General features: G+C 32.8%; 16 protein-coding genes. 13 read left to right on the forward strand and 3 right to left on the reverse strand.

Translation table 11 applies throughout. The features are described from left to right. Positions 1 to 34: 34 nt before the first annotated feature. Positions 35 to 2,050, reverse strand: a complete 2,016-nt coding sequence (gene abc-f, locus BN4220_RS10125; RefSeq protein ID WP_066715784.1) for a ribosomal protection-like ABC-F family protein — start codon at positions 2,048 to 2,050, stop codon at positions 35 to 37. A 494-nt stretch (positions 2,051 to 2,544) separates the two neighbouring features. On the opposite strand from abc-f, the gene BN4220_RS10130 reads away from it, so the two are divergent. The 13 genes from BN4220_RS10130 (at position 2,545) to rlmH (ending at position 17,145) form a co-directional block, all read left to right on the forward strand. After that, positions 2,545 to 3,204, forward strand: coding sequence for a redox-sensing transcriptional repressor Rex (locus tag BN4220_RS10130; protein WP_066715785.1), 660 nt, complete (start codon positions 2,545 to 2,547; stop codon positions 3,202 to 3,204). 21 nt (positions 3,205 to 3,225) lie between these two features. Further along, a complete protein-coding gene (locus BN4220_RS10135; protein WP_066715786.1) occupies positions 3,226 to 3,849 on the forward strand; it encodes a hypothetical protein in 624 nt (207 codons plus the stop codon). 193 nt (positions 3,850 to 4,042) lie between these two features. Next, positions 4,043 to 5,596 carry a bifunctional ADP-dependent NAD(P)H-hydrate dehydratase/NAD(P)H-hydrate epimerase gene (locus BN4220_RS10140; protein ID WP_066715787.1) on the forward strand — a complete coding sequence of 518 codons (1,554 nt, stop codon included), beginning with the start codon at positions 4,043 to 4,045 and terminating at the stop codon, positions 5,594 to 5,596. Next, on the forward strand, positions 5,562 to 6,737 hold the full coding sequence (gene alr / locus BN4220_RS10145) for an alanine racemase (protein ID WP_066715788.1): 1,176 nt from the start codon (positions 5,562 to 5,564) through the stop codon (positions 6,735 to 6,737). The genes BN4220_RS10140 and alr overlap by 35 nt, the downstream gene beginning before the upstream one ends. 137 nt (positions 6,738 to 6,874) lie before the next feature. Then, positions 6,875 to 7,222: a type II toxin-antitoxin system PemK/MazF family toxin gene (locus tag BN4220_RS10150; RefSeq protein WP_066715789.1), complete on the forward strand. Its 348-nt coding sequence runs from the start codon at positions 6,875 to 6,877 to the stop codon at positions 7,220 to 7,222. A gap of 31 nt (positions 7,223 to 7,253) precedes the next feature. After that, positions 7,254 to 8,645 carry a hemolysin family protein gene (locus BN4220_RS10155; RefSeq protein WP_066715790.1) on the forward strand — a complete coding sequence of 464 codons (1,392 nt, stop codon included), beginning with the start codon at positions 7,254 to 7,256 and terminating at the stop codon, positions 8,643 to 8,645. A gap of 232 nt (positions 8,646 to 8,877) precedes the next feature. Continuing rightward, positions 8,878 to 9,369 carry an RNA polymerase sigma factor gene (locus BN4220_RS10160; RefSeq protein ID WP_066715791.1) on the forward strand — a complete coding sequence of 164 codons (492 nt, stop codon included), beginning with the start codon at positions 8,878 to 8,880 and terminating at the stop codon, positions 9,367 to 9,369. After that, positions 9,366 to 10,235, forward strand: a complete 870-nt coding sequence (locus BN4220_RS10165; protein WP_242867778.1) for an anti-sigma-V factor rsiV — start codon at positions 9,366 to 9,368, stop codon at positions 10,233 to 10,235. Before BN4220_RS10160 ends, BN4220_RS10165 begins: the two co-directional genes overlap by 4 nt. A gap of 1,118 nt (positions 10,236 to 11,353) precedes the next feature. Beyond that, positions 11,354 to 13,435, forward strand: a complete 2,082-nt coding sequence (locus BN4220_RS10170; RefSeq protein WP_066715792.1) for a hypothetical protein — start codon at positions 11,354 to 11,356, stop codon at positions 13,433 to 13,435. 322 nt (positions 13,436 to 13,757) lie between these two features. Next, the gene (locus BN4220_RS10175) at positions 13,758 to 14,531 is read left to right on the forward strand and encodes a threonine/serine exporter family protein (RefSeq protein ID WP_066715793.1); all 774 of its coding nucleotides are present in this window, start codon (positions 13,758 to 13,760) and stop codon (positions 14,529 to 14,531) included. A gap of 282 nt (positions 14,532 to 14,813) precedes the next feature. Further along, positions 14,814 to 15,233 carry a threonine/serine exporter family protein gene (locus tag BN4220_RS10180; RefSeq protein WP_066715794.1) on the forward strand — a complete coding sequence of 140 codons (420 nt, stop codon included), beginning with the start codon at positions 14,814 to 14,816 and terminating at the stop codon, positions 15,231 to 15,233. A 181-nt stretch (positions 15,234 to 15,414) separates the two neighbouring features. Further along, the gene (locus BN4220_RS10185; protein WP_066715795.1) at positions 15,415 to 16,596 is read left to right on the forward strand and encodes a M20 family metallopeptidase; all 1,182 of its coding nucleotides are present in this window, start codon (positions 15,415 to 15,417) and stop codon (positions 16,594 to 16,596) included. A gap of 69 nt (positions 16,597 to 16,665) precedes the next feature. Further along, complete coding sequence (gene rlmH / locus BN4220_RS10190; protein WP_066715796.1) at positions 16,666 to 17,145, forward strand: 23S rRNA (pseudouridine(1915)-N(3))-methyltransferase RlmH; 480 nt, start codon at positions 16,666 to 16,668, stop codon at positions 17,143 to 17,145. A gap of 189 nt (positions 17,146 to 17,334) precedes the next feature. On the opposite strand, the gene BN4220_RS10195 is transcribed toward rlmH, so the two are convergent. Continuing rightward, entirely contained in the window at positions 17,335 to 18,300 is a 966-nt protein-coding gene (locus BN4220_RS10195; RefSeq protein WP_066712010.1) for an IS3 family transposase, read from the reverse strand. Further along, positions 18,297 to 18,995 (reverse strand): helix-turn-helix domain-containing protein, encoded by a 699-nt coding sequence (locus BN4220_RS10200; RefSeq protein ID WP_066712009.1) that lies wholly within the window; start codon positions 18,993 to 18,995, stop codon positions 18,297 to 18,299. Before BN4220_RS10200 ends, BN4220_RS10195 begins: the two co-directional genes overlap by 4 nt. Positions 18,996 to 19,455 lie beyond the last annotated feature (460 nt).

Consider the following 19,455-nt stretch of genomic DNA (forward strand, 5'->3'; position numbering starts at 1 on the left):
AAATTATAACAAAAATAGAACAAAAAAAGAAGAGCTATTCTGCTAGCTCTTCCCATTGTATCAATAATTCTTCGAGGCGTTCTTCAACCTCTTTTTTCTCTTTATTTAGTGCAATTAGTTTCGATGGATCTGTAAATACAGCTTCATCCATTAATAATTCGTTTAGTTCTTCATCTCTGTTTTCTAGTTTATGGATTTCTTCTTCCACTTTTTTTAGATCATTTTGACGTTTACGAATACGGGCTTGTTCTTCTTTTTGTTGCTTCCAATCTAACTTAGTATCGGATTCTTTTGAATCGAAACTAGCTTGTGAAGTTTCAGTTGTAGAAACCGAACTTTGCTGAACTTTAAGTCCACTTAGAATATTGTTTTGTTTACCAATGGTAGCTTGGCTATTTACATTTCCTTCAGAAGAACTTGTAAATCCAAGATGCTGACGTTCTACTTCTGGTTTCTTTTCAAGATAATAGTCGTAGTTACCAATGTAATTAAGAAGTTTTCCATGAGTTAAGTCAAGAATTCTAGTTGCAGTACGATTAATGAAATAACGGTCATGGGATACGTATAAAACAGTACCTGTATAATTTTTAATTGCATTCTCTAGTATTTCTTTTGATACAATATCTAAATGGTTTGTCGGCTCATCTAGGATTAAAAAGTTAGCATCACTAAGCATTAATTTGGCTAGTGAAACTCGTCCACGTTCTCCACCACTGATATCCTTGATTAATTTAAAAACATCATCACCAGTAAATAAAAAGGCAGCTAATACATTACGTACCCTTGTGTTATCAAGATATGGGTAGGTATCTTGGATCTCATCAAAAATCGTTTTGTTCATATTAAGAACATGATGCTCCTGGTCGTAGTAACCAATATGCACTTTTGCACCTGGTTTTATTTCACCTGCATCCGCTTGTATGATTTGATTGATAATTTTTAAAATAGTAGTTTTTCCAGTACCATTATTACCAATGATTGCGATTTTCTCACCACGCTTAATTTCAAAATCCAAATCTTCAAATAATAAATGATTGCCAAAGGATTTTTTTAGTCCTTTTACGGTCAAGACATCATTTCCACTCATAATGTTTGGCTCTAATTGAATGTTCATTTCAGCATTTAGAGTCACCGGCTTATCAAGACGTTCTATTTTATTTAACATCTTTTCACGGCTTTCCGCACGCTTTATGGATTTTTCGCGGTTAAAAGATTTGAGTTTGGCAATGACTTCTTCTTGATGTTTGATTTCTTTTTGTTGATTTAGGTAATGGTGAATCATTGTTTCACGAAGCTGTTCTTTTTTCGTCGCATAGTCGGTGTAATTACCTTCAAAGACAGTTGCCTTTGTATTTTCTAATTCAACAACTTTGGTGACAACCTTGTTTAAAAAATAACGGTCATGGGCAATTACTATAACAGAGCCATTATAATTAACTAAAAAGGTTTCAAGCCAAGCAATAGATTCCATATCTAAGTGGTTTGTTGGCTCGTCTAGTAAAATTAAATCGGGATTACTAAGAAGTAATTTACCTAAGGAAACTCGTGTCTTTTGACCTCCAGATAGAGTAGAAACTTTTTTATCAAATTCGTCTTCAGTAAAACCAAGACCTTTTAAAACACCGATTACTTCACTTTTATATGCATAGCCATTCTTTAATTCAAATTCATGAGTAAGCCTAGTGTAGGTATTAAGTAAACGATCGAGTTCAACACCAGTCACAGATTTCATTTCTAATTCTAGAGAACGAATTTGTTCTTCCATACGAATAACATCTGCTTTAATACTTAAAACTTCATCATAAATTGTATTATCAGTAGCTAAATCTTGATGCTGAGCTAAATATCCAACGCTACAGCCTTTCGAAAATATAACATCTCCCTCATCAGAAGATATTTCATTCATAATTATTTTAAATAAAGTGGATTTACCAGCACCGTTAATGCCGACAATCGCGACTTTTTCACGTTCATTTACATGAAAGGACACCTTATCTAAGATAACGGTTGTTCCATAACTTTTGCTTATATTATTACATGCTAATATCATGACGGACTCCTTTAATTACTACTAAAATAGAGCATACTTGTCCTTTATTGTAGCAAAGAAAACGAAAAGCGTCAATTATCTTCCCTTGTGAGAAAGGAATCTACCATGGGATAAAAGCTTATGTAAAAAAACAAGTATTACATAGGAGATTTCCTGTAATACTATATAAATAGTGAGAAAATTGTTACCCGTATGGTAGATAAAATGATATCCGAAACTAAAAACTTCTTATTATAATGTAACTTGCGTTTGACGAGATTCATCCATTTCGTTATAATAGGTATAATGAAAATGCTTCTCATAAAGCAATTTTATAGTATAAAGTACTTGTTTTGAGTGTAATAGTATCATTATTTCAAAGTGAAAATAGTGCTGGATATTGGCGAAAAAAGCAAGAAAACAAAGGATTTAGATACATTGACATATTATTAACGATTCACTATAATTATACTATAAAGGAACCGAACGTTAATAGTATAATTAAGGAGGTTTACATGTACGATAAGGCGATATCATCAGCAGTTATTAAAAGACTGCCACGTTATTACAGGTATTTAGGGGAATTACTTGAAAATGACGTTGTTCGAATTTCATCGAAGGAATTAAGTGAGAAAATGAACGTGACCGCATCGCAAATCCGTCAGGATTTGAATAACTTCGGAGGTTTCGGACAGCAGGGGTATGGGTATAATGTGGAGTATTTATACACCGAAATTGGGAAAATCCTAGGACTTGATAAAAAATATAATGTTATCATTATAGGCGCAGGTAATCTAGGGCAAGCATTAGCAAATTACACTGATTTTGAACGTCGAGGATTTTATATTAGTGGTATCTTTGATGTAAATCCAAGACTTGTTGGAATTTCAATTCGTGGAATCGAAATTCGTTTAATGGATGAATTAGAAGAGTTTGTTAAGAATAATACAGTAAATATAGCGGCACTTACAATTCCAAAGGCAAAAGCACCACAAGTTGCCGCAGAATTAGTACGTTTAGGAATTCATGCAATATGGAATTTTGCACCTACAGATTTACATTTACCAAAGGATGTAATGGTGGAGAATGTTCACTTGGCAGAATCTTTAATGCGACTATCCTATAATTTAAAAGCAGCAGAAGAGGTAATGTCATCAAAAAACAGTGAAAGATAACGAGCTTTTGGGGGGATGTTCTTGCGAAAATTAAATAATAATAATGAGGGTAAAATTGACTTTACAGAGATATTTCGTAATAAGAAGATTCCTATTCTTACATTAGATGAGCGATGGCTTGCATTATTTCCTGAGCAAGAGATGTCAGTAGGCATGAAACAATTACGAGATAAATTGAATAATTTACTAAAGAAACAAGGAAAAACAGTGGATGAAATCAAGAATTTAAAACGTGTGAAGAAAAACCTGATGCAGGAAATTGTTGATAACATGGAAATTGATAATTCCTTACTTGGTAAAATTAAAGGTAAAAAATTAGAGAAGAATCAAAAGTTAATTTTAAATATAAAAGATGAACTTTTAGAAAGAGAAGATCAGTTAGCGGATCTTCCCTATGAAATAAGGAATGCGAATGCAGAGCTAATGAGTGCTAGTGCTTTAATTTGCTATGAGAAATTAGAACATAATAACAAGCAAGTAAAGCAGTTAGAGGAAAGCATTGCAAGTATGCGCATTCAATTAAAAGAGATGATACTTAAAAAGCAAGACTTAGAAACAGAGACGAATGCAATCTATACTTATATGCACGATGTTCTAGGCGCTAAAACGATGGAATTTTTGGATGATGAAATATTAAATGAATAAAACTAAAACCGTCGATCAAATCATAAGAAAGCCGTTGCTAAGATATTTGGCATCGGCTTTTGTAATATCTAGTAAATGAAATCGTTTGTTATTTATCTTGTTTCTATTTAAATTAAATCTCTTGAATCAATATTGTTTGAAAGGGCTGCCATTACAAGATTCATGTATCTTGTAGCAGTAAAAGGGTATAATTATGAAATACGCAGTTAATTCAGATGAAATGAAACAAATTGACTCTTATACGATTGAACAAATTGGAATTCCTTCTCTAGTTTTAATGGAGAGAGCAGCATTAAAGGTGGTTTCTCATATAGAGAGTGTAGCAAAAAAAGAAAATAGTATAGCGGTAGTATGTGGTACGGGCAACAATGGCGGTGATGGAATTGCTATTGCTCGTATTTTGTATATACAAGGCTATAAAGTTGATTTAATTATTCTTGGAAATTTGGAAAAACTCACAAAAGAATCGGAAATACAACTTTCAATTGTTAAAAAATTGGGCATATCCATTAGGTCCAAATTAGAATCCAATGAATATAATATTATTGTTGACGCAATGTTTGGAATCGGTCTACAAAGAGAAATTGAAGGAGTCTATAAAGAAACAATTGAAAAAATTAACTCTTTAAGAGCCTATATTGTGGCCGTTGATATTCCTTCTGGAGTAGATGCAAATACAGGAAAAATTAAAAATGTTGCAATTAAGGCAGATGTTACAGTTACCTTTGGTGAAAACAAGCTGGGATTACTCTTGTACCCAGGAGCTTTCCATGTTGGAAAAGTTATCGTTGAAGACATTGGTTTTCCTAGGGTAGCAGTAGAAAACGTTTCGCCTAAATATCATTATTTTGAAAAGGATGATCTAAGAAAACTACCAAAACGTTCTTCTTATTCCAATAAAGGAAGCTATGGTAAGGTATTAATTATTGCAGGTTCCACCAATATGACAGGGGCTGCTTATCTTTCGGCGAACGCTGCATATAAAATGGGCTGTGGTCTTGTAAAAGTGTTAACTTCAAGATCAGGAGTCGAAGTAATACGTACCCTTTTACCGGAAGCAATCTATGCTTGTTATGAAGATAATAATTCAGAAACTATTTTAAAAGAATCCATACAGTGGGCAGATGCTATTGTGATAGGCCCTGGCTTATCAACAGGTGAGCTGGCTGAAGGTTTGTTGCTTCAACTTTTAAAAGAACAGACAAAGCCAACTGTTTTTGATGCAGATGCACTGCAAATATTAGCTAATATTTTGAATACAAGAATGGTAGATAATACGAAAGACCGAGTGAGGGAGTTATCGTCATTATTACCTGCCAATTCAATACTGACTCCGCACTTAAAAGAGTTAGCTAATTTGCTTTCTTGTTCTGTAGACAATATTGTCAAAGGCTTTATTGACTTTCCTGAATATTGTACCTATAATAATAAATTAATCTATGTAATAAAAGATGCAAGAACGATCGTAGCACATTGTGAAAATCGATATGTTAACGTGTCAGGGAATCATGGAATGGCGACTGGTGGAAGTGGTGATGTTTTAACAGGAATCATCGCAGGTTTAATAGCTACAGGTTTAAAAAGTTATGAAGCTGCGGAACTTGGAGTGTATATTCATGGTTTGGCAGGAGATGTGGCAGCAGAAAAAAGAGGGTATCATTCCATGCTTGCAAGTGATATCTTAGAGGCATTACCGGAGGTAATTAAGGAAAATGATAGAAGAAGTATACAGCGAGAAGTACTATAGAGTTTATGCTAATATTGATTTGGATGCAATTTCAAATAATATTAAGGCTGCAAAAGAAACTTTATCAATGGGAACTAAAATTATGGCGATTATTAAAGCAGATGGCTATGGACATGGCGCAGTACCAATTGCAAGAGAGTTAAGTGGATTGGTTGATGCATATGGTGTAGCAATTGTTGAAGAGGGCATTGAGCTTAGAAATGCTGGAATTAATAAGCCAATATTAATTTTAGGTTATACTGCTGTGGAACAAATTAGTGAGGTCATTGCATATGATATCACACAAACAGTATTTCAATATGAAGTTGCAAAACTCATGGATGAAGAAGCAAAACGACAAGGTAAAATAGCGAAAGTTCATATAAAATTAGATACTGGCATGGGGCGTATAGGATATCAACCATGTAAAGAAAGTATTGAGGAAATAGTACGAATTAGTAAGCTTGAAAATATCGACATTGAAGGTATATATACCCATTTTGCTTGTGCTGACATGAAGGATAAAACCTCTGCGAATGAGCAACTTTCTAAATTTATTACCTTCACTAAAGAATTAAATCAGGCAGGAGTCAATACCCCAATAATGCATGCTTCAAATAGTGCAGGTATTATGGATATGAATTATGCAAATCTTGATATGGTTCGTTGTGGTATTACTACTTATGGTTTATATCCATCAGAAGAGGTAAATAAAAGTAATTTAGTAATTAAGCCAGCGATGGAGCTAAAAACCCATATTTCTTTTGTGAAAGAGCTAGGTCCTGGTCATGGAATTGGGTATGGTAGTACTTTTTTCACGGATAAAACAATGACGATTGCAACGGTACCAGTTGGATATGCGGATGGGTATTCAAGAGCATTATCTAACAAAGGTAGGGTATTAGTGCGTGGAAAGAGCGCACCAATTATAGGTAGAGTATGTATGGATCAGTTTATGATCGATGTATCCTCAATCCCAGGGGTAATGCAAGGAGATGTAGTAACTTTAATTGGAAAAGACGGAGAGGAAGAAATCACTGTAGAAGAAATTGGTGATTTATCATACTCCTTTAACTATGAAGTGGTGTGTAACGTTGGAAAACGAATACCAAGAGTTTACTATAAAAATGGGAAACCGTTTCTAGTACGTAAAGACAGTTAATAAGCATCTTATACTAGTTTACTTCACGTTTCTTTTTATAGCATATTAAAAAACAATATAACATGAACATTTTATGGAATACATAGGTCAAAAGTGGGAATAATAGAGCTAAAGCCGTAAAATGGAGTGTGAGTTATGTGATTATAAAAAGAGGCGATATATTTTATGCAGATTTACGACCGGTCATTGGTTCTGAACAAGGAGGCGTGCGACCAGTATTAATTATTCAAAATGATACTGGAAATAAGCATAGTCCAACGGTTATCTGCGCAGCAATTACATCAAAAATGAATAAAGCCAAACTGCCTACACATGTAGAAATAGATGCAGAAAAATATGGTATTGTCAAAGATTCTGTTATTTTATTAGAACAGGTTAGAACCATTGACAAGTCTAGATTGAAAGAGAAAGTATGTCATCTGGATCAGGATATCTTAAAGAAAATTGATAAAGCTTTACTAATCAGTTTTGCCTTAGATACATAAAGACCAGACATAAGAAGGAGAAGTTGAAACTATGGAAGTTCATCCCATACGTGGACTTATTTTCATTGTTGCATTAGTTATGCTGAATGCCTTGGTTTCAGGAGCAGAGGTAGCGATTAGCAATGTAAATGAAGGTAACGTAAGAAAAAAGGCGTTAGAAGGGGATAAACGTGCAGCGCGATTAGTCAAATTGTTAGAGACACCAAGTCTATACATAAATGTCATTGAGATTTTGATTACACTTGCAAGTTTATTGATTGGTATGACGTATTCCTTTTATCATTATCTGAGAATTAAGACATGGATTTTGGATGAGTTGTATTTTAGTAACTTGATAATAAATGAGCAATTAGTCATGGTAATCGTTACTGTGATAATTACTTATTTTATAGTTCTATTTGGCATTTTATTACCTAAAAAGTTTGCTTTAAAATATGCGAATTCTTGTGCATATTTTTTCGCAGGAGTTCTAACATTTTTTGGACGATTGTTTTTCCCTTTTATTTGGTTATTAGAGAAAAATACAAATGGTATACTTCGTTTATTTCATATTAATCCAAATGAAATAGAAGAAAATGTTACAGAAGAGGAAATTATTTCGATTGTTAATGAAGGTCACGAACAAGGAGTCTTAGAAGCTGATGAAGCGGAAATGATCTCAAATATTATAAATTTTGACGAGAAAATCGCAGAGGATATTATGACCCATCGCAAGAAAATTGTTGCGATCAATAGTGAGATGACGATTGAGGAAGCATTACCTTTTATGTTAAAAGAAAGTTTTTCTAGATTCCCAATCTATGAAACCAATATGGATAATATCGTCGGCATTCTTCATCTTAAGGATGTTATGAAATATTATTTGGATCCAAAATTAAAAAATGAGCCGCTGATAAATGTTGCGAGAGAACCATATTTTATTCCAGACACTCAGTCAATCGATGTTTTATTTCACGATATGCAATTAAAAAAGATACATATGGCAATAGCAATTGATGAATACGGACAAACCGCTGGTTTGGTTGCCATGGAGGATATCTTAGAAGAAATTGTTGGTGATATTTTAGACGAATATGACGAGGAAGAAGAACTAATAACAAAGTTAGAAGATGGTATTTACTTAATCCGAGGAGATGCAAATCTTGAGGAACTACAAGATCTTATTGATATTGATTTCCTTGAAGAGGATTTAGAAAATTATGATACCATGAATGGATTAATAATTTCAAGACTAGATCATATTCCAAGTATTGATGAAAAAGCAGTGGTTGAGTATGGTAAATATCAATTTGAAATAGTTGAAGTTAGTAAAAATGTGATTCGTCTTGTAAAAGCGATTCGAACTAATTCAGAAATGATAGAAGAAAATGATGATTTCTCTGGGATGAATAAGGAAGATATAAACGTAGATACAGAGAAATAGTCCAGATATAACTTAAAAAGTGAATAAACCATAAGAGTGGCTTTTGTACAAATTATATTTCCTTATAAGAAATGTAATTGTATGAAAGCTTCTTTTATTATGAAAGCTAATAAAACTTTCACTGGAAATAAAAAAAGTAAAAAAATTTTATTTTATTCAAACTTTTTGAAGTGTTAATCTATCTATATAGTAAAGACAACAAAGCAAGGCAAGGAAAGAGGGTGAGGTTTACATGAGCCAAAGTCCATATGATCAAGTTGTTGCATACATCTTGGAAAATCAGACGAAATTTTATCGATTAGCTTATAGTTATACAAGAAATAGGGAAGCAGCTTTGGATGTCGTGCAAAATGCTATATGTAAGGCACTTGAGAAATACCAAGATATTCGAAATTTGAACTATTTGAAAACATGGTTTTATAGAGTTTTAGTAAATGAGTGTTTAATTTTTCTTCAAAAAAATAAAAAAGAATTTATATGTGAACCAGAAGAAATGAGGGAAGAACCTTATTTTGAACCTGCATATGAACAAGGAAGTGGTATTTATGAATTAATTAACGCTCTTCCAGAGCAAAACAAAACTGTTATTATGTTACATTATTATGAAGAAATGACATTAAAAGAAATTTCTAAGATACTAGAGGTTAATTTAAGTACCGTAAAATCAAGATTGTATGCAGGGCTAAATAAATTAAAACGATCACTCGAGGAGGTGTCAATATGAAGGAAATGAAGGAAGCTAAGCAAATTTATGATTCCATCGAAATTCCTGATGAGCTAAGTGATGTTGTGAATCAATCTATTAATAATATGAATCAAAGGAGGGTGATTTCTATGAGAAAAAGAAATTATAAAAAAGTAGTAGGCGGTGTTTTAGCTGCAAGTTTTCTATGTGCTGTTGTTACATTAAATACAAATGAAACATTTGCAAAAACAATGCAGGAAATACCTGTAATTGGAACAGTAGCAAAGGTATTAACCATACGCTCCTACAAAGAAGTAGATGAAGACAAATCCATAAGTGTTAAAGTACCAGAAGTAGTGAATGATGATAATAGTTCATTTATTAGTAATGTCAATGAGAAAATACAATCTCTTGTGGATATGCATGTAAAGGAAGCAGAAGATAGAATCTTAGAGTATAAAGATGCTTTCATAAGTACAGGTGGTACAGAAGAAGAATTCGCAGCAAAGGATATCAAAGTAGATGTTAACTATGAAATAAAATCTCAAACAGATTCAATGGTTTCTTTTGTTATTACATCCAATGAGAATTGGGCGGGTGCCTATACTTATCAATATTTTTATAATCTAGATTTAAAGAACAATAAGGATATAACATTAGAAGATCTTCTTGGAGAGAACTATATTGAAATTGCGAATGAAAGCATTAAAGAACAGATGGAAGAAAGACAAAAGGCAGATCCAAATGTATCTTATTTTGATGTAGATATGGGCGGATTTACAAGTATTAATGAAGACACTAATTTCTATATTAATGAAGAAAATCATCCAGTCATTGTTTTTGAAAAATATGAAATTGCTCCAGGGGCTATGGGTATCCAAGAATTTGAGATTGCTAATAATTAAATTTAGTTATGAAGTTTTATGAAAGTCTAGATTTAAGAAGCTAGATTTAAAATGCTAGGTTTAAAAATGCGAAACTGTTATTAGAGAAATTGCAAAAAGTTTAATTTATAAAGCTAATTTGACAAAAGCTAAATTAATAAAAGTTGAATTAGGAAAAGCTAAATTATGAAAAGCTAAATCAAGAATTGCTAATTTGAAAAAGCTAAATTATAAAAAGTGAAAATGGAAAAGAAGAATAAAAAAAGCAAGCGGGGAAGCTTGCTTTTTTTATGGTAACGGGTTACCTGTAGTTAAACTACATTACGTATAATAGGGTGGGAGTAGAAAGTATTTTTAACTTTCTATAGTATATTATAAGGGGAGAATGTGTTTTTAATGTGATAAAAATATGAAGAAAATCTGAAAAATATTAAGAATGTAAAATATCTATTTATAAAAATATCTCGAAAATATAGGAGGATTTTTTTAGTTTATCATTTATAAGGATGAAAAAGAGTCGAGCAATGAGATTAAAGAAACTCGTATCTAAGAAAATTCGTTTGTAAGAAAGCTCATATGTAAGAAAACTCTTATCTGTAATATAGTATGAGCAAATATTGTTCATATGTTTTAAGAAAGCAAGAAAACAAGAAAACGCCTAAATCATATTTGTTAATACGTTTTAGGCATTTTCATTGCGTATAATAGGGTGGGAGTAGAAAGTGTTTTATCACTATCTGCTTTTATTATAAATAAGAAATGTGAAAAAAAAGTGTTCAAATTATAAAAAAAGTATTGATATTATAATTTCACCATATCTTATATGTTAAAGTAAATTAAAAAATAGATGATAAATTAAGATTTGTTGAAGAATTTTAAAGTAGATGATAAATTAAGATTTGTTGAAGAATTTTAAAGTAGATGATAAATCAAGATGTGCTTTAGAAATTAAAAGTAGACGATACATTAAGATATGTTAAAAAATTAAGAGAGGTGCTACATAAAGATATATTAATGTATTTAAAAGAGCTAATAAATTAATATAAGTTAAATTATATAAAAGTTAAATATTCATGATTTAATAAAATGGTAATTGCTGTTATAATAAAAGCATCATTTTATAATTAGGAGAAGGAATTATGCAGCAGGAAAAATTACGAAGGAACAGTACAATCAATAAAGAAAATCTTAAAAATGAACAGAATTATCTTAAGAAATATGTGTTTCATTCAGAAGATACACAAGGAGTTTTATGTAATAAGTTTATTCAATATACAAATGAATTGGGATATGGATTTGTTTCAAAGACGTCAACACCACCTAGTAGAAATCTAGCTACGGACAGGCTTAAATTTGGACCAAACGGTGTATATATCACAGAAACACAGGATACAACTTTTTATTTAAATGAGAATAACTATGATTTTGGTGGCATTGCCTTTCGAATTGACCTTGATGAGCCTGGCGCTTATGACGTAAAGGTAACATTGGCAGAAGGTAGTGATGAAGCTATAGTAGCAGTTTCTGGTATGAACGGTAAACGATTATTAGATACCAACCCATGGGACGCTGCTAGAAAAATAAAAAGAACCAATTATGCTTGCTGGAACGATAGAACATGGAGCTATCAATACGTAACAGGTAGAAATTATATAGAGGTTGAAATAGAACCAAAAATAACTGGTCAAAATGGTACGAATGAATTTACCAGTACTGTAGGCGTAGCTTCTATTGAAATTATAAAACTAGAAAAAAATGTTCGAAATGATAATGATAAATTAACGATATTTACATTGGGAGATTCTACTGTAAAATCCTATATTTATGAAGAAGCAATTATGTCTGGATGGGGACAAGTATTTGATGATTTATTTGATTTAGATAAGGTGAATGTGATTAACTACTCCATGGGGGGCAGATCAGTTTTTAATCTGTACCATGAAGGAAGATTCAATGAAATTTTAATGATTGCAAAACCAGGAGATTACCTTTTACTTCAATCTGGCCATAATGATGAATCCCGTGGGGAGGAAAAAGGACCGGAAGCACGTTTTGGGCGAGGGAACACAGTAGAAACTTATGAATTTTGGTTAAAAGAAGAATATATTAATGCCATAAGAGAAAGAGGAATTATACCGATATTTGTTACGCCAATGACAAGAATTGATAAATCGGTAGAAGAAGATACACTTAAATTAAGTGGATTTAAGTATTCCAAATGTCCGGGCATTGATTTTCCAGGACTTTTAAAACGAATTGGTGAAGAAAATGATATTGAAGTAATTGATCTATATGAAGAGGGGATTAAATACTTATATGAAATAGGTGGAATTGCTGCAAAATCTATATTTTTATCGGTAGAGCCGGGAGAAACTCCAGGGAAAACAAACTCAGGTAGTTATGCAAATGGTAATCCAAGTGGTTCCTGGGATGGAACACATTTTAAAGAAGCCTTATCAAAACAGTGGGCTAGAATCGTTGCTACAGGTTTGTATGAGAAAAAAGTTCTGGCATCAGAATATTTAAAAGAAGATGTAAAACAAGCAATTCGTACAAATGATTGGTCTATGGTTTATAAGGAAATTGCGAAAGATGTAATTTCAGGAAGAGAAGCGTATTATCGTGAGCAGATAGAATGTGTATGTAAGCATGGAATTATGTTCCAAGATGAAGATAGATATTTTCATCCGTTTGCACCAGTTACAATCAAAGATTTTATCTATGGTATGAAAACAATTTGGAATGTTTCAGAGGAGTTAATTCCAACAAATGCAGTTTGGAGTTCTTATGATGAAAATGCCTCCTTAACTAGAGAGGTAATGGCTGCAATTGTTCTTGATTTCTATGAAATTACCTTTGGTAAAAATGAGAATGGCAATTATAATAAACCAAAGTATATGACAGATTACAATGGAGTTAATTTATCTCCAGATGATCCAAACTATGATTCTAATTTAGTTGGTGAATCCGCGCAGTACTATCCTTTAGCGGGATTTGATACAATTAAGGATAAAGATGAGATTTCAGAAGAATTTTATGAGAAATTTCGAACTGTCTATGAACTTGGCTTGATGCGTTCGGAAGAAGGAATTGAACGTGGAGTTATGAAAAATGGTACAAAACTTTGTCCGAAGCAAATTGTAACTAGAGAAAAGGCTGCGAAAGAATTATATTTCCTTCGAGTTTTAAGTAAAGATATATATGAAGAAACTGATAAGTAATTAAAAAGTAATAAAAATAGAAAAGAATTAGAAACGCAAAAAAAACGTAGCGGACATTTTCAATCAATGAAGATGGACGTTACGTTCTTTTATATATATTATTAATTGGGGGAGGAGGAGAGAGTGAAACTTAAATTCACTTTCATGCTCTTATTATAACCAATAAATATGTTCAAAATATGACTTAATAAAAAACGTTTTGTGAACATTTTATGTAATGGTTTGTTCATATTTAGGTCAAACTAAGATAAGCTTGCTATTTATTTTCAATCTACATATAATATATCTGCAACCAAATTTGTGAATGAAAGGCAAATACGCTATGAATTATAAATTATTAGTTGATACTGCAATGTTAGCTGGAGAAATTATGTTATCAGGTGGTGCAGAAACCTTCCGTGTGGAAGACACTATGACAAGGATTTTAAAAACTTCTTGTTTACAGCGTTGTGAAGTATTTGTAGTATCCACAGGGATTGTTCTAACATTAGATGATTCCACGATTGATGCTATTAGTATGGTGCGCCGTGTGGAAGAGAGAAGTACTAATTTAGGAAATATAGCAATGGTGAATGACATATCAAGGAAGTTATGCCAAGGTGTGTTAAGTGTAGAAGAAGCCTATGATTCTTTATGTTTATTAAAACATCAGAAAAGATATCCAAACTGGCTTATTTACATCTGTCTGATTGTAACAACCGCATCCTCAGCAATAATCCTTGGTTCAACTGCCTTAGAGAGTATGTTTGCAGCAATCAATGGCGTATTAATTGTCTTAAGTGAAATGTTATATAAAAAAGTTCGAATCAATCGATTTGTTTCAAATATGTTTGTTTCTGCTTTTATCGCATTAACCACTGGTTTATTTCATAATATACCAGGTGTAAATGTTTCAGTAGAACCTATTATAGCTGGTTCTATTATGCCGCTGTTACCTGGAGTTGCGATCACAAACGCAATTAGAGATACCTTACAAGGAGATTATATGTCTGGTGCGGCTAGAGTTATTGAAGCATTTGTAATAGCTGCTTCACTTGCAGTTGGTATTGGTGTTGGCTTATCCTTTAGTCGAGTATTGATAGGGCTTATTTCATAAAAATTAATTTTTTATGATTAATGGAGATTTGTGATTATTTGATAATATTTAAAAGGATTGTGAAATCTTAGGTTGATTATATAATAAATTCGATATTGATGGGGATAGATAAAGCGATACAAATAAATTAATATAAATAAATTGATATAAATAAATTGATATAAATCTGAACAAATAAATCGAGTTAAATAAATCTGTACAAGTAAACTTTAAAAATACATTGTTCATAAATAAATACATTATAAATGTTGAAAACATTTATAAAAAAGGATGGTCTATAGGATGATTATTCAAATAATAGGAGCTTTCGTTGCGGTAGTAGCGTTATCTGTTATATTTAGTATTCCAAAAAAGTTCTTAGTATACTCAGGAATTGTTGGAGCAGTAGGATGGTTTATCTATCTTGTTTTCTTACGATTAAATTTCGCTGAAACGACAAGTGTGTTCATAGCAACACTTGTTGTTGCATTGATTTCTCATAGCTTTGCACGCATATTTAAAGCACCAGTAACCGTATTTTTAATTTCTGGTATTTTGCCAATGGTACCTGGTGTAGGTATGTATCGTATTGTATATTCTATGCTATCAGAAGATAGTTCAATGACTGCATACTATTTTAATCACACGTTACAGATTGCAGGATTGATAGCAATTGCTATTTTTATTATGGATACATTTTTTCGTATGGTTAAGAAAAGATAAAAAAGTATTAGCAAAATACTGATGAAGATCAATTTTAATTATAACAAACCTGATAAAAATCATGAAATATAGTATAAACAAGGCAGGAAACTGGTTACCAGTTATCCTGCCTTGAAGATAAGTGATGTTATATGGAGTTCTTTATAAACAGTGAAGTCATAGAAAGGTAGGAGAATATAGCATGGAAAAACGTCAACAAATAATAGAATACATAGATCAGTCAGTATCAAAATGGGTAACCATGAGTCATGACATTCATGCTAATCCAGAACTAGGAAATGAAGAGGTTTATGCCTCGAGCCTCTTAGCGGAAGCATTACAAGAGGCAGGGTTTTATCTAGAAAAAGATATTGCAGGTCATAAAACTGGATTTATTGCAACAAAGCAGTCGAGCAAAAAGGGAGCAACCATTGGTTATTTGGCAGAATATGATGCCCTAGAAGGACTTGGCCATGCCTGTGGTCACAATATGATAGGGGTTAGTAGTGTTGCAGCAGCTATTGCGTTAAGCAAGTGTATAGAAGAAGTAGGCGGAACAATTAAGGTATTTGGAACGCCAGCAGAAGAAGGTGGGGTAAATGGTAGTGCTAAGGCTAGTTATGCGAAATGTGGCATTTTTGAAGGTACGGATGTAGCTATGATGATACATCCTTCTTCATATACACAAAGAACAAGTACCGCAATTGCAGTAGCACCCATTGATTTTGAATTCTTTGGAAAGCCATCCCATGCTTCTGCAATGCCAGAAGAAGGGATAAATGCATTAGATGCTATGATTTTATTTTATAATGGGATTAATGCCTTAAGACAGCAGGTGACTTCCGACGTGCGTATTCATGGTGTAATCTTAGATGGTGGAAAGGCCGCTAATATTATCCCAGATTATACAAGGGCACGTTTTTATTTACGAGCAGCGACAGTTAAAAAGTTGGAGGTGCTAAGACAAAAGGTGTATCATATAGCAGACGGTGCAGCAAGTATGACGGGATGTAGGGCAAAATATGGACCAATCCAGAATATAATTGAAGACCTTGTTCCAAATAAGACATTAGATGAGGTGTTTGCAGCACAAATGGAGAGTTTGGGTGAACATGTGGAGGACGAGATTTTACGAGAAGTTGGTTCAACAGATACGGGAAATGTAAGTCATGTAATTCCTACAATTCAGCCAACCATCGCAATCTCTGACTGCCCAATTGCACCACATACGGATGATTTTAGGGAAGCTGCCATATCAAATAAAGCAGATAAAGGAGTTATATTATCTGCAAAAGCACTTGCATTAACCGGACTAGAAATACTAGGAAATGAAGAATTATTAAAGGCGATAAAAAAGGAATTTGAAACGCTTAAGAATGAATAAGGCATAGGATTTCTCACAAAATAGAATTAAGAGAAAGAAAAGATATAAATAAATTATCAGGAGAGTTACATGAAGATAACGGTTGTTTGTGTCGGTAAAATAAAAGAAAAGTATTTTACTATGGGAATAGAGGAGTATTCAAAAAGATTAAGTAGATATTGTAAACTTGATATTATTCAAGTACCAGATGAAAAAACTCCGGATAATGCAAGTGAAGCGGAAGAGTTAATGATTAAGAAAAAAGAAGGGGAGAGAATCCTTAAAAATGTAAAGGATAACGCGTATGTGATTGCTCTTGCGATTGAAGGGAAAATGTTAACATCAGAAGAGTTAGCAGATAAGATAGATAAGTTAGGGGTTGGAGGAGATAGTCATATTGTATTTGTCATTGGTGGTTCATTAGGGCTTGATGATGAAGTACTAAAAAGGGCAGATTTTAAATTGAGTTTTTCAAAGATGACGTTTCCACATCAAATGATGCGAATGGTGTTACTTGAGCAGGTTTATCGAGGGTATCGGATTATTAATGGGGAACCGTATCATAAATAAGTGGAGTTTTACTGAAACAGGAGATTATAACAAGATATTGTAATAGTAGTACTTATACAGGTTTAATTCATAGAGATTGCATGATATAAAAGAGTAGGAATCTTTGATATGCTCCCTGTCAAGTAGACAGGCCAAATATCTAAAGTAATGCTCATAAATCAGTCATACGATTTTCGTATGGCTGATTTTTTATGCGCACCACTTTGATTTATATTTCTCAATTCTTTTATTCTTTGCAATCGGATATGTTGTTGGAGTTGCGGAAGCTAACGCTTCAGCCCTTACCTCAGCAGGTGTTTTACAATCATATCTGCTTTGAGGTCGCTCATCTCGATAGAATCGGATATAATCTTTGATTGCATGACGTAATGATAACTCATCTGTTATCTCGTACATTTGATACATTTCTGATTTAATGATTCCCCAAAAACCTTCCGTTGGTCCATTATCAATACAATGGCCAACTCTGGACATTGATTGAATCATTTCGCTATCTTGAAGTTTTCTCTGGAACACCTTATTTGTATACTGAAAGCCTCGGTCGCTATGAAAAATAGGCTTTGCAGTTGAATTAGCATCAATTGCTTTATCAAAGGTTTTGAATACCAGTTGATTGTTGTTTCTGCCGCTTATAACAAATGCAACAGGATAACGATCATAGAGATCTATGATCGCACTAAGATATAGTTTCTTATTGGTTTCAGGAATCTTAAACTCCGTTACATCAGTAGCCCACTTTTGATTAGGCTCTGTTGCATAAAAGTCTCTTGCTAACTTATTTTCTGCTGTTTCTTCTGGCTTGGAAGAATTGTATTTTTTCTTCTTTTTACGAATAACAGAATGGATTCCAAGTTTTTTCATAATACGATGAATTTGTTTCCTTGAATAATGAGTATGATTGAAATGATTGATCCAATCCGTCATTCTTCGGTACCCTAAGATATGAGAAAATCTTTCATCATACTCTTTGATTAATTCTGCGATTTCGATATTAGTTTTTTCTTGTTCTGGTACAATTCTATGTTTCCATTTGTAGAACGCAGCTCTGGCGATTCCAAGCTGTGCACACATCCAGTTGACACTCCAACCCTTGTTCGTATGGAAGTATTCAATAACAAGATACTTTGATTCATGGCGTTGCTTTCCGAGTCTCACATCCCTTCGAATTCTTTCACTTTTTTTAACAGTTCTACCACCATATCTTTTTCTTCAAGCTGACGCTTTAGCCGAAGATTCTCTCTTCGTAATCGTTCTAATTCATCAACTTCATCATCTGTCTTATGTCGACCACGTTTGTCAGTAAGACCTTCTTCACCTGTGGCATCATATTTTTTCACCCAGGAATACACCTGACTGTAAGAAACATCGTAAAGTGCTGCTGTGTCCTTATAATCACGATTGTGTTCAATGCAGTATGTAACGATTTCTTTGCGTTCCTGAATAGTTGTTTTTCGCCTTGCCTCTGCCATATAGACCTCCCGTTTCGGATCGTAATCCTTAAGTTCTCTATTGGCATTATACTTCATAATCCACTGTTTTAGTGTCGAATCAGACAAAATATTATATTTAGCTGCAAGTTCTTCTAAAGATCCTTCTCCACGCAGATATCGTTCGACCATTTCAGTTTTAAACTCTTTTGTATAAGCTTTATTCCCTATTGGATTTTGAAACACCTCAATACCTGAATAGTTATAAAAATGTAACCATTTATGAACAGAACAATTCCTTTTCTTTTCGTTAAAAGGAATATCATATTTTGCACAAATTTCTCGCATTGATAAATTTCCAGATAAATAATCTTCACAAGCACTCGCTTTAGTTTCAGGGGAGTATTTAGCTTTTCTGGACATGAAAAATCCTCCTTAAGTAGATTTTGGTTATTTACCTTGTCTACTTAAGGAGGATCATATCACTTTCGGAAAAAGGGGTTCCTACTTCTTTTTGTTATGTGAATGGTTACATTTTATTAGGAGACTATGGAAATACTTTTATACCACCATAAACTTGACTGTTTCGTATAGATATATATTAGCACCTTATGTTAAGGAGAAGATGTACAGTATTTTGGAGTGATGGATAGATTAAAAAAGTGTAAACGGCAGTAAGGTAATTTATTGACATGTGGAAGTTTAAATGATATCCTTAATAATAAGTAAAAAATTACCAAATAAGAAAAGACGTATGAAAATATTTCACGAATGTATTTATAGTAATTATATTGTTTTAAGAGCTAATTGATTATTTAATGGTAATAACTAAAACTTAGAATTCATCAAAAACTAGGAGTTATAAATCGATGTTTAATAAATA

Origin of the sequence: Clostridium sp. Marseille-P299 (assembly GCF_900078195.1) — a bacterium.
In the GTDB taxonomy this organism is placed as follows: domain Bacteria; phylum Bacillota; class Clostridia; order Lachnospirales; family Lachnospiraceae; genus Lachnoclostridium.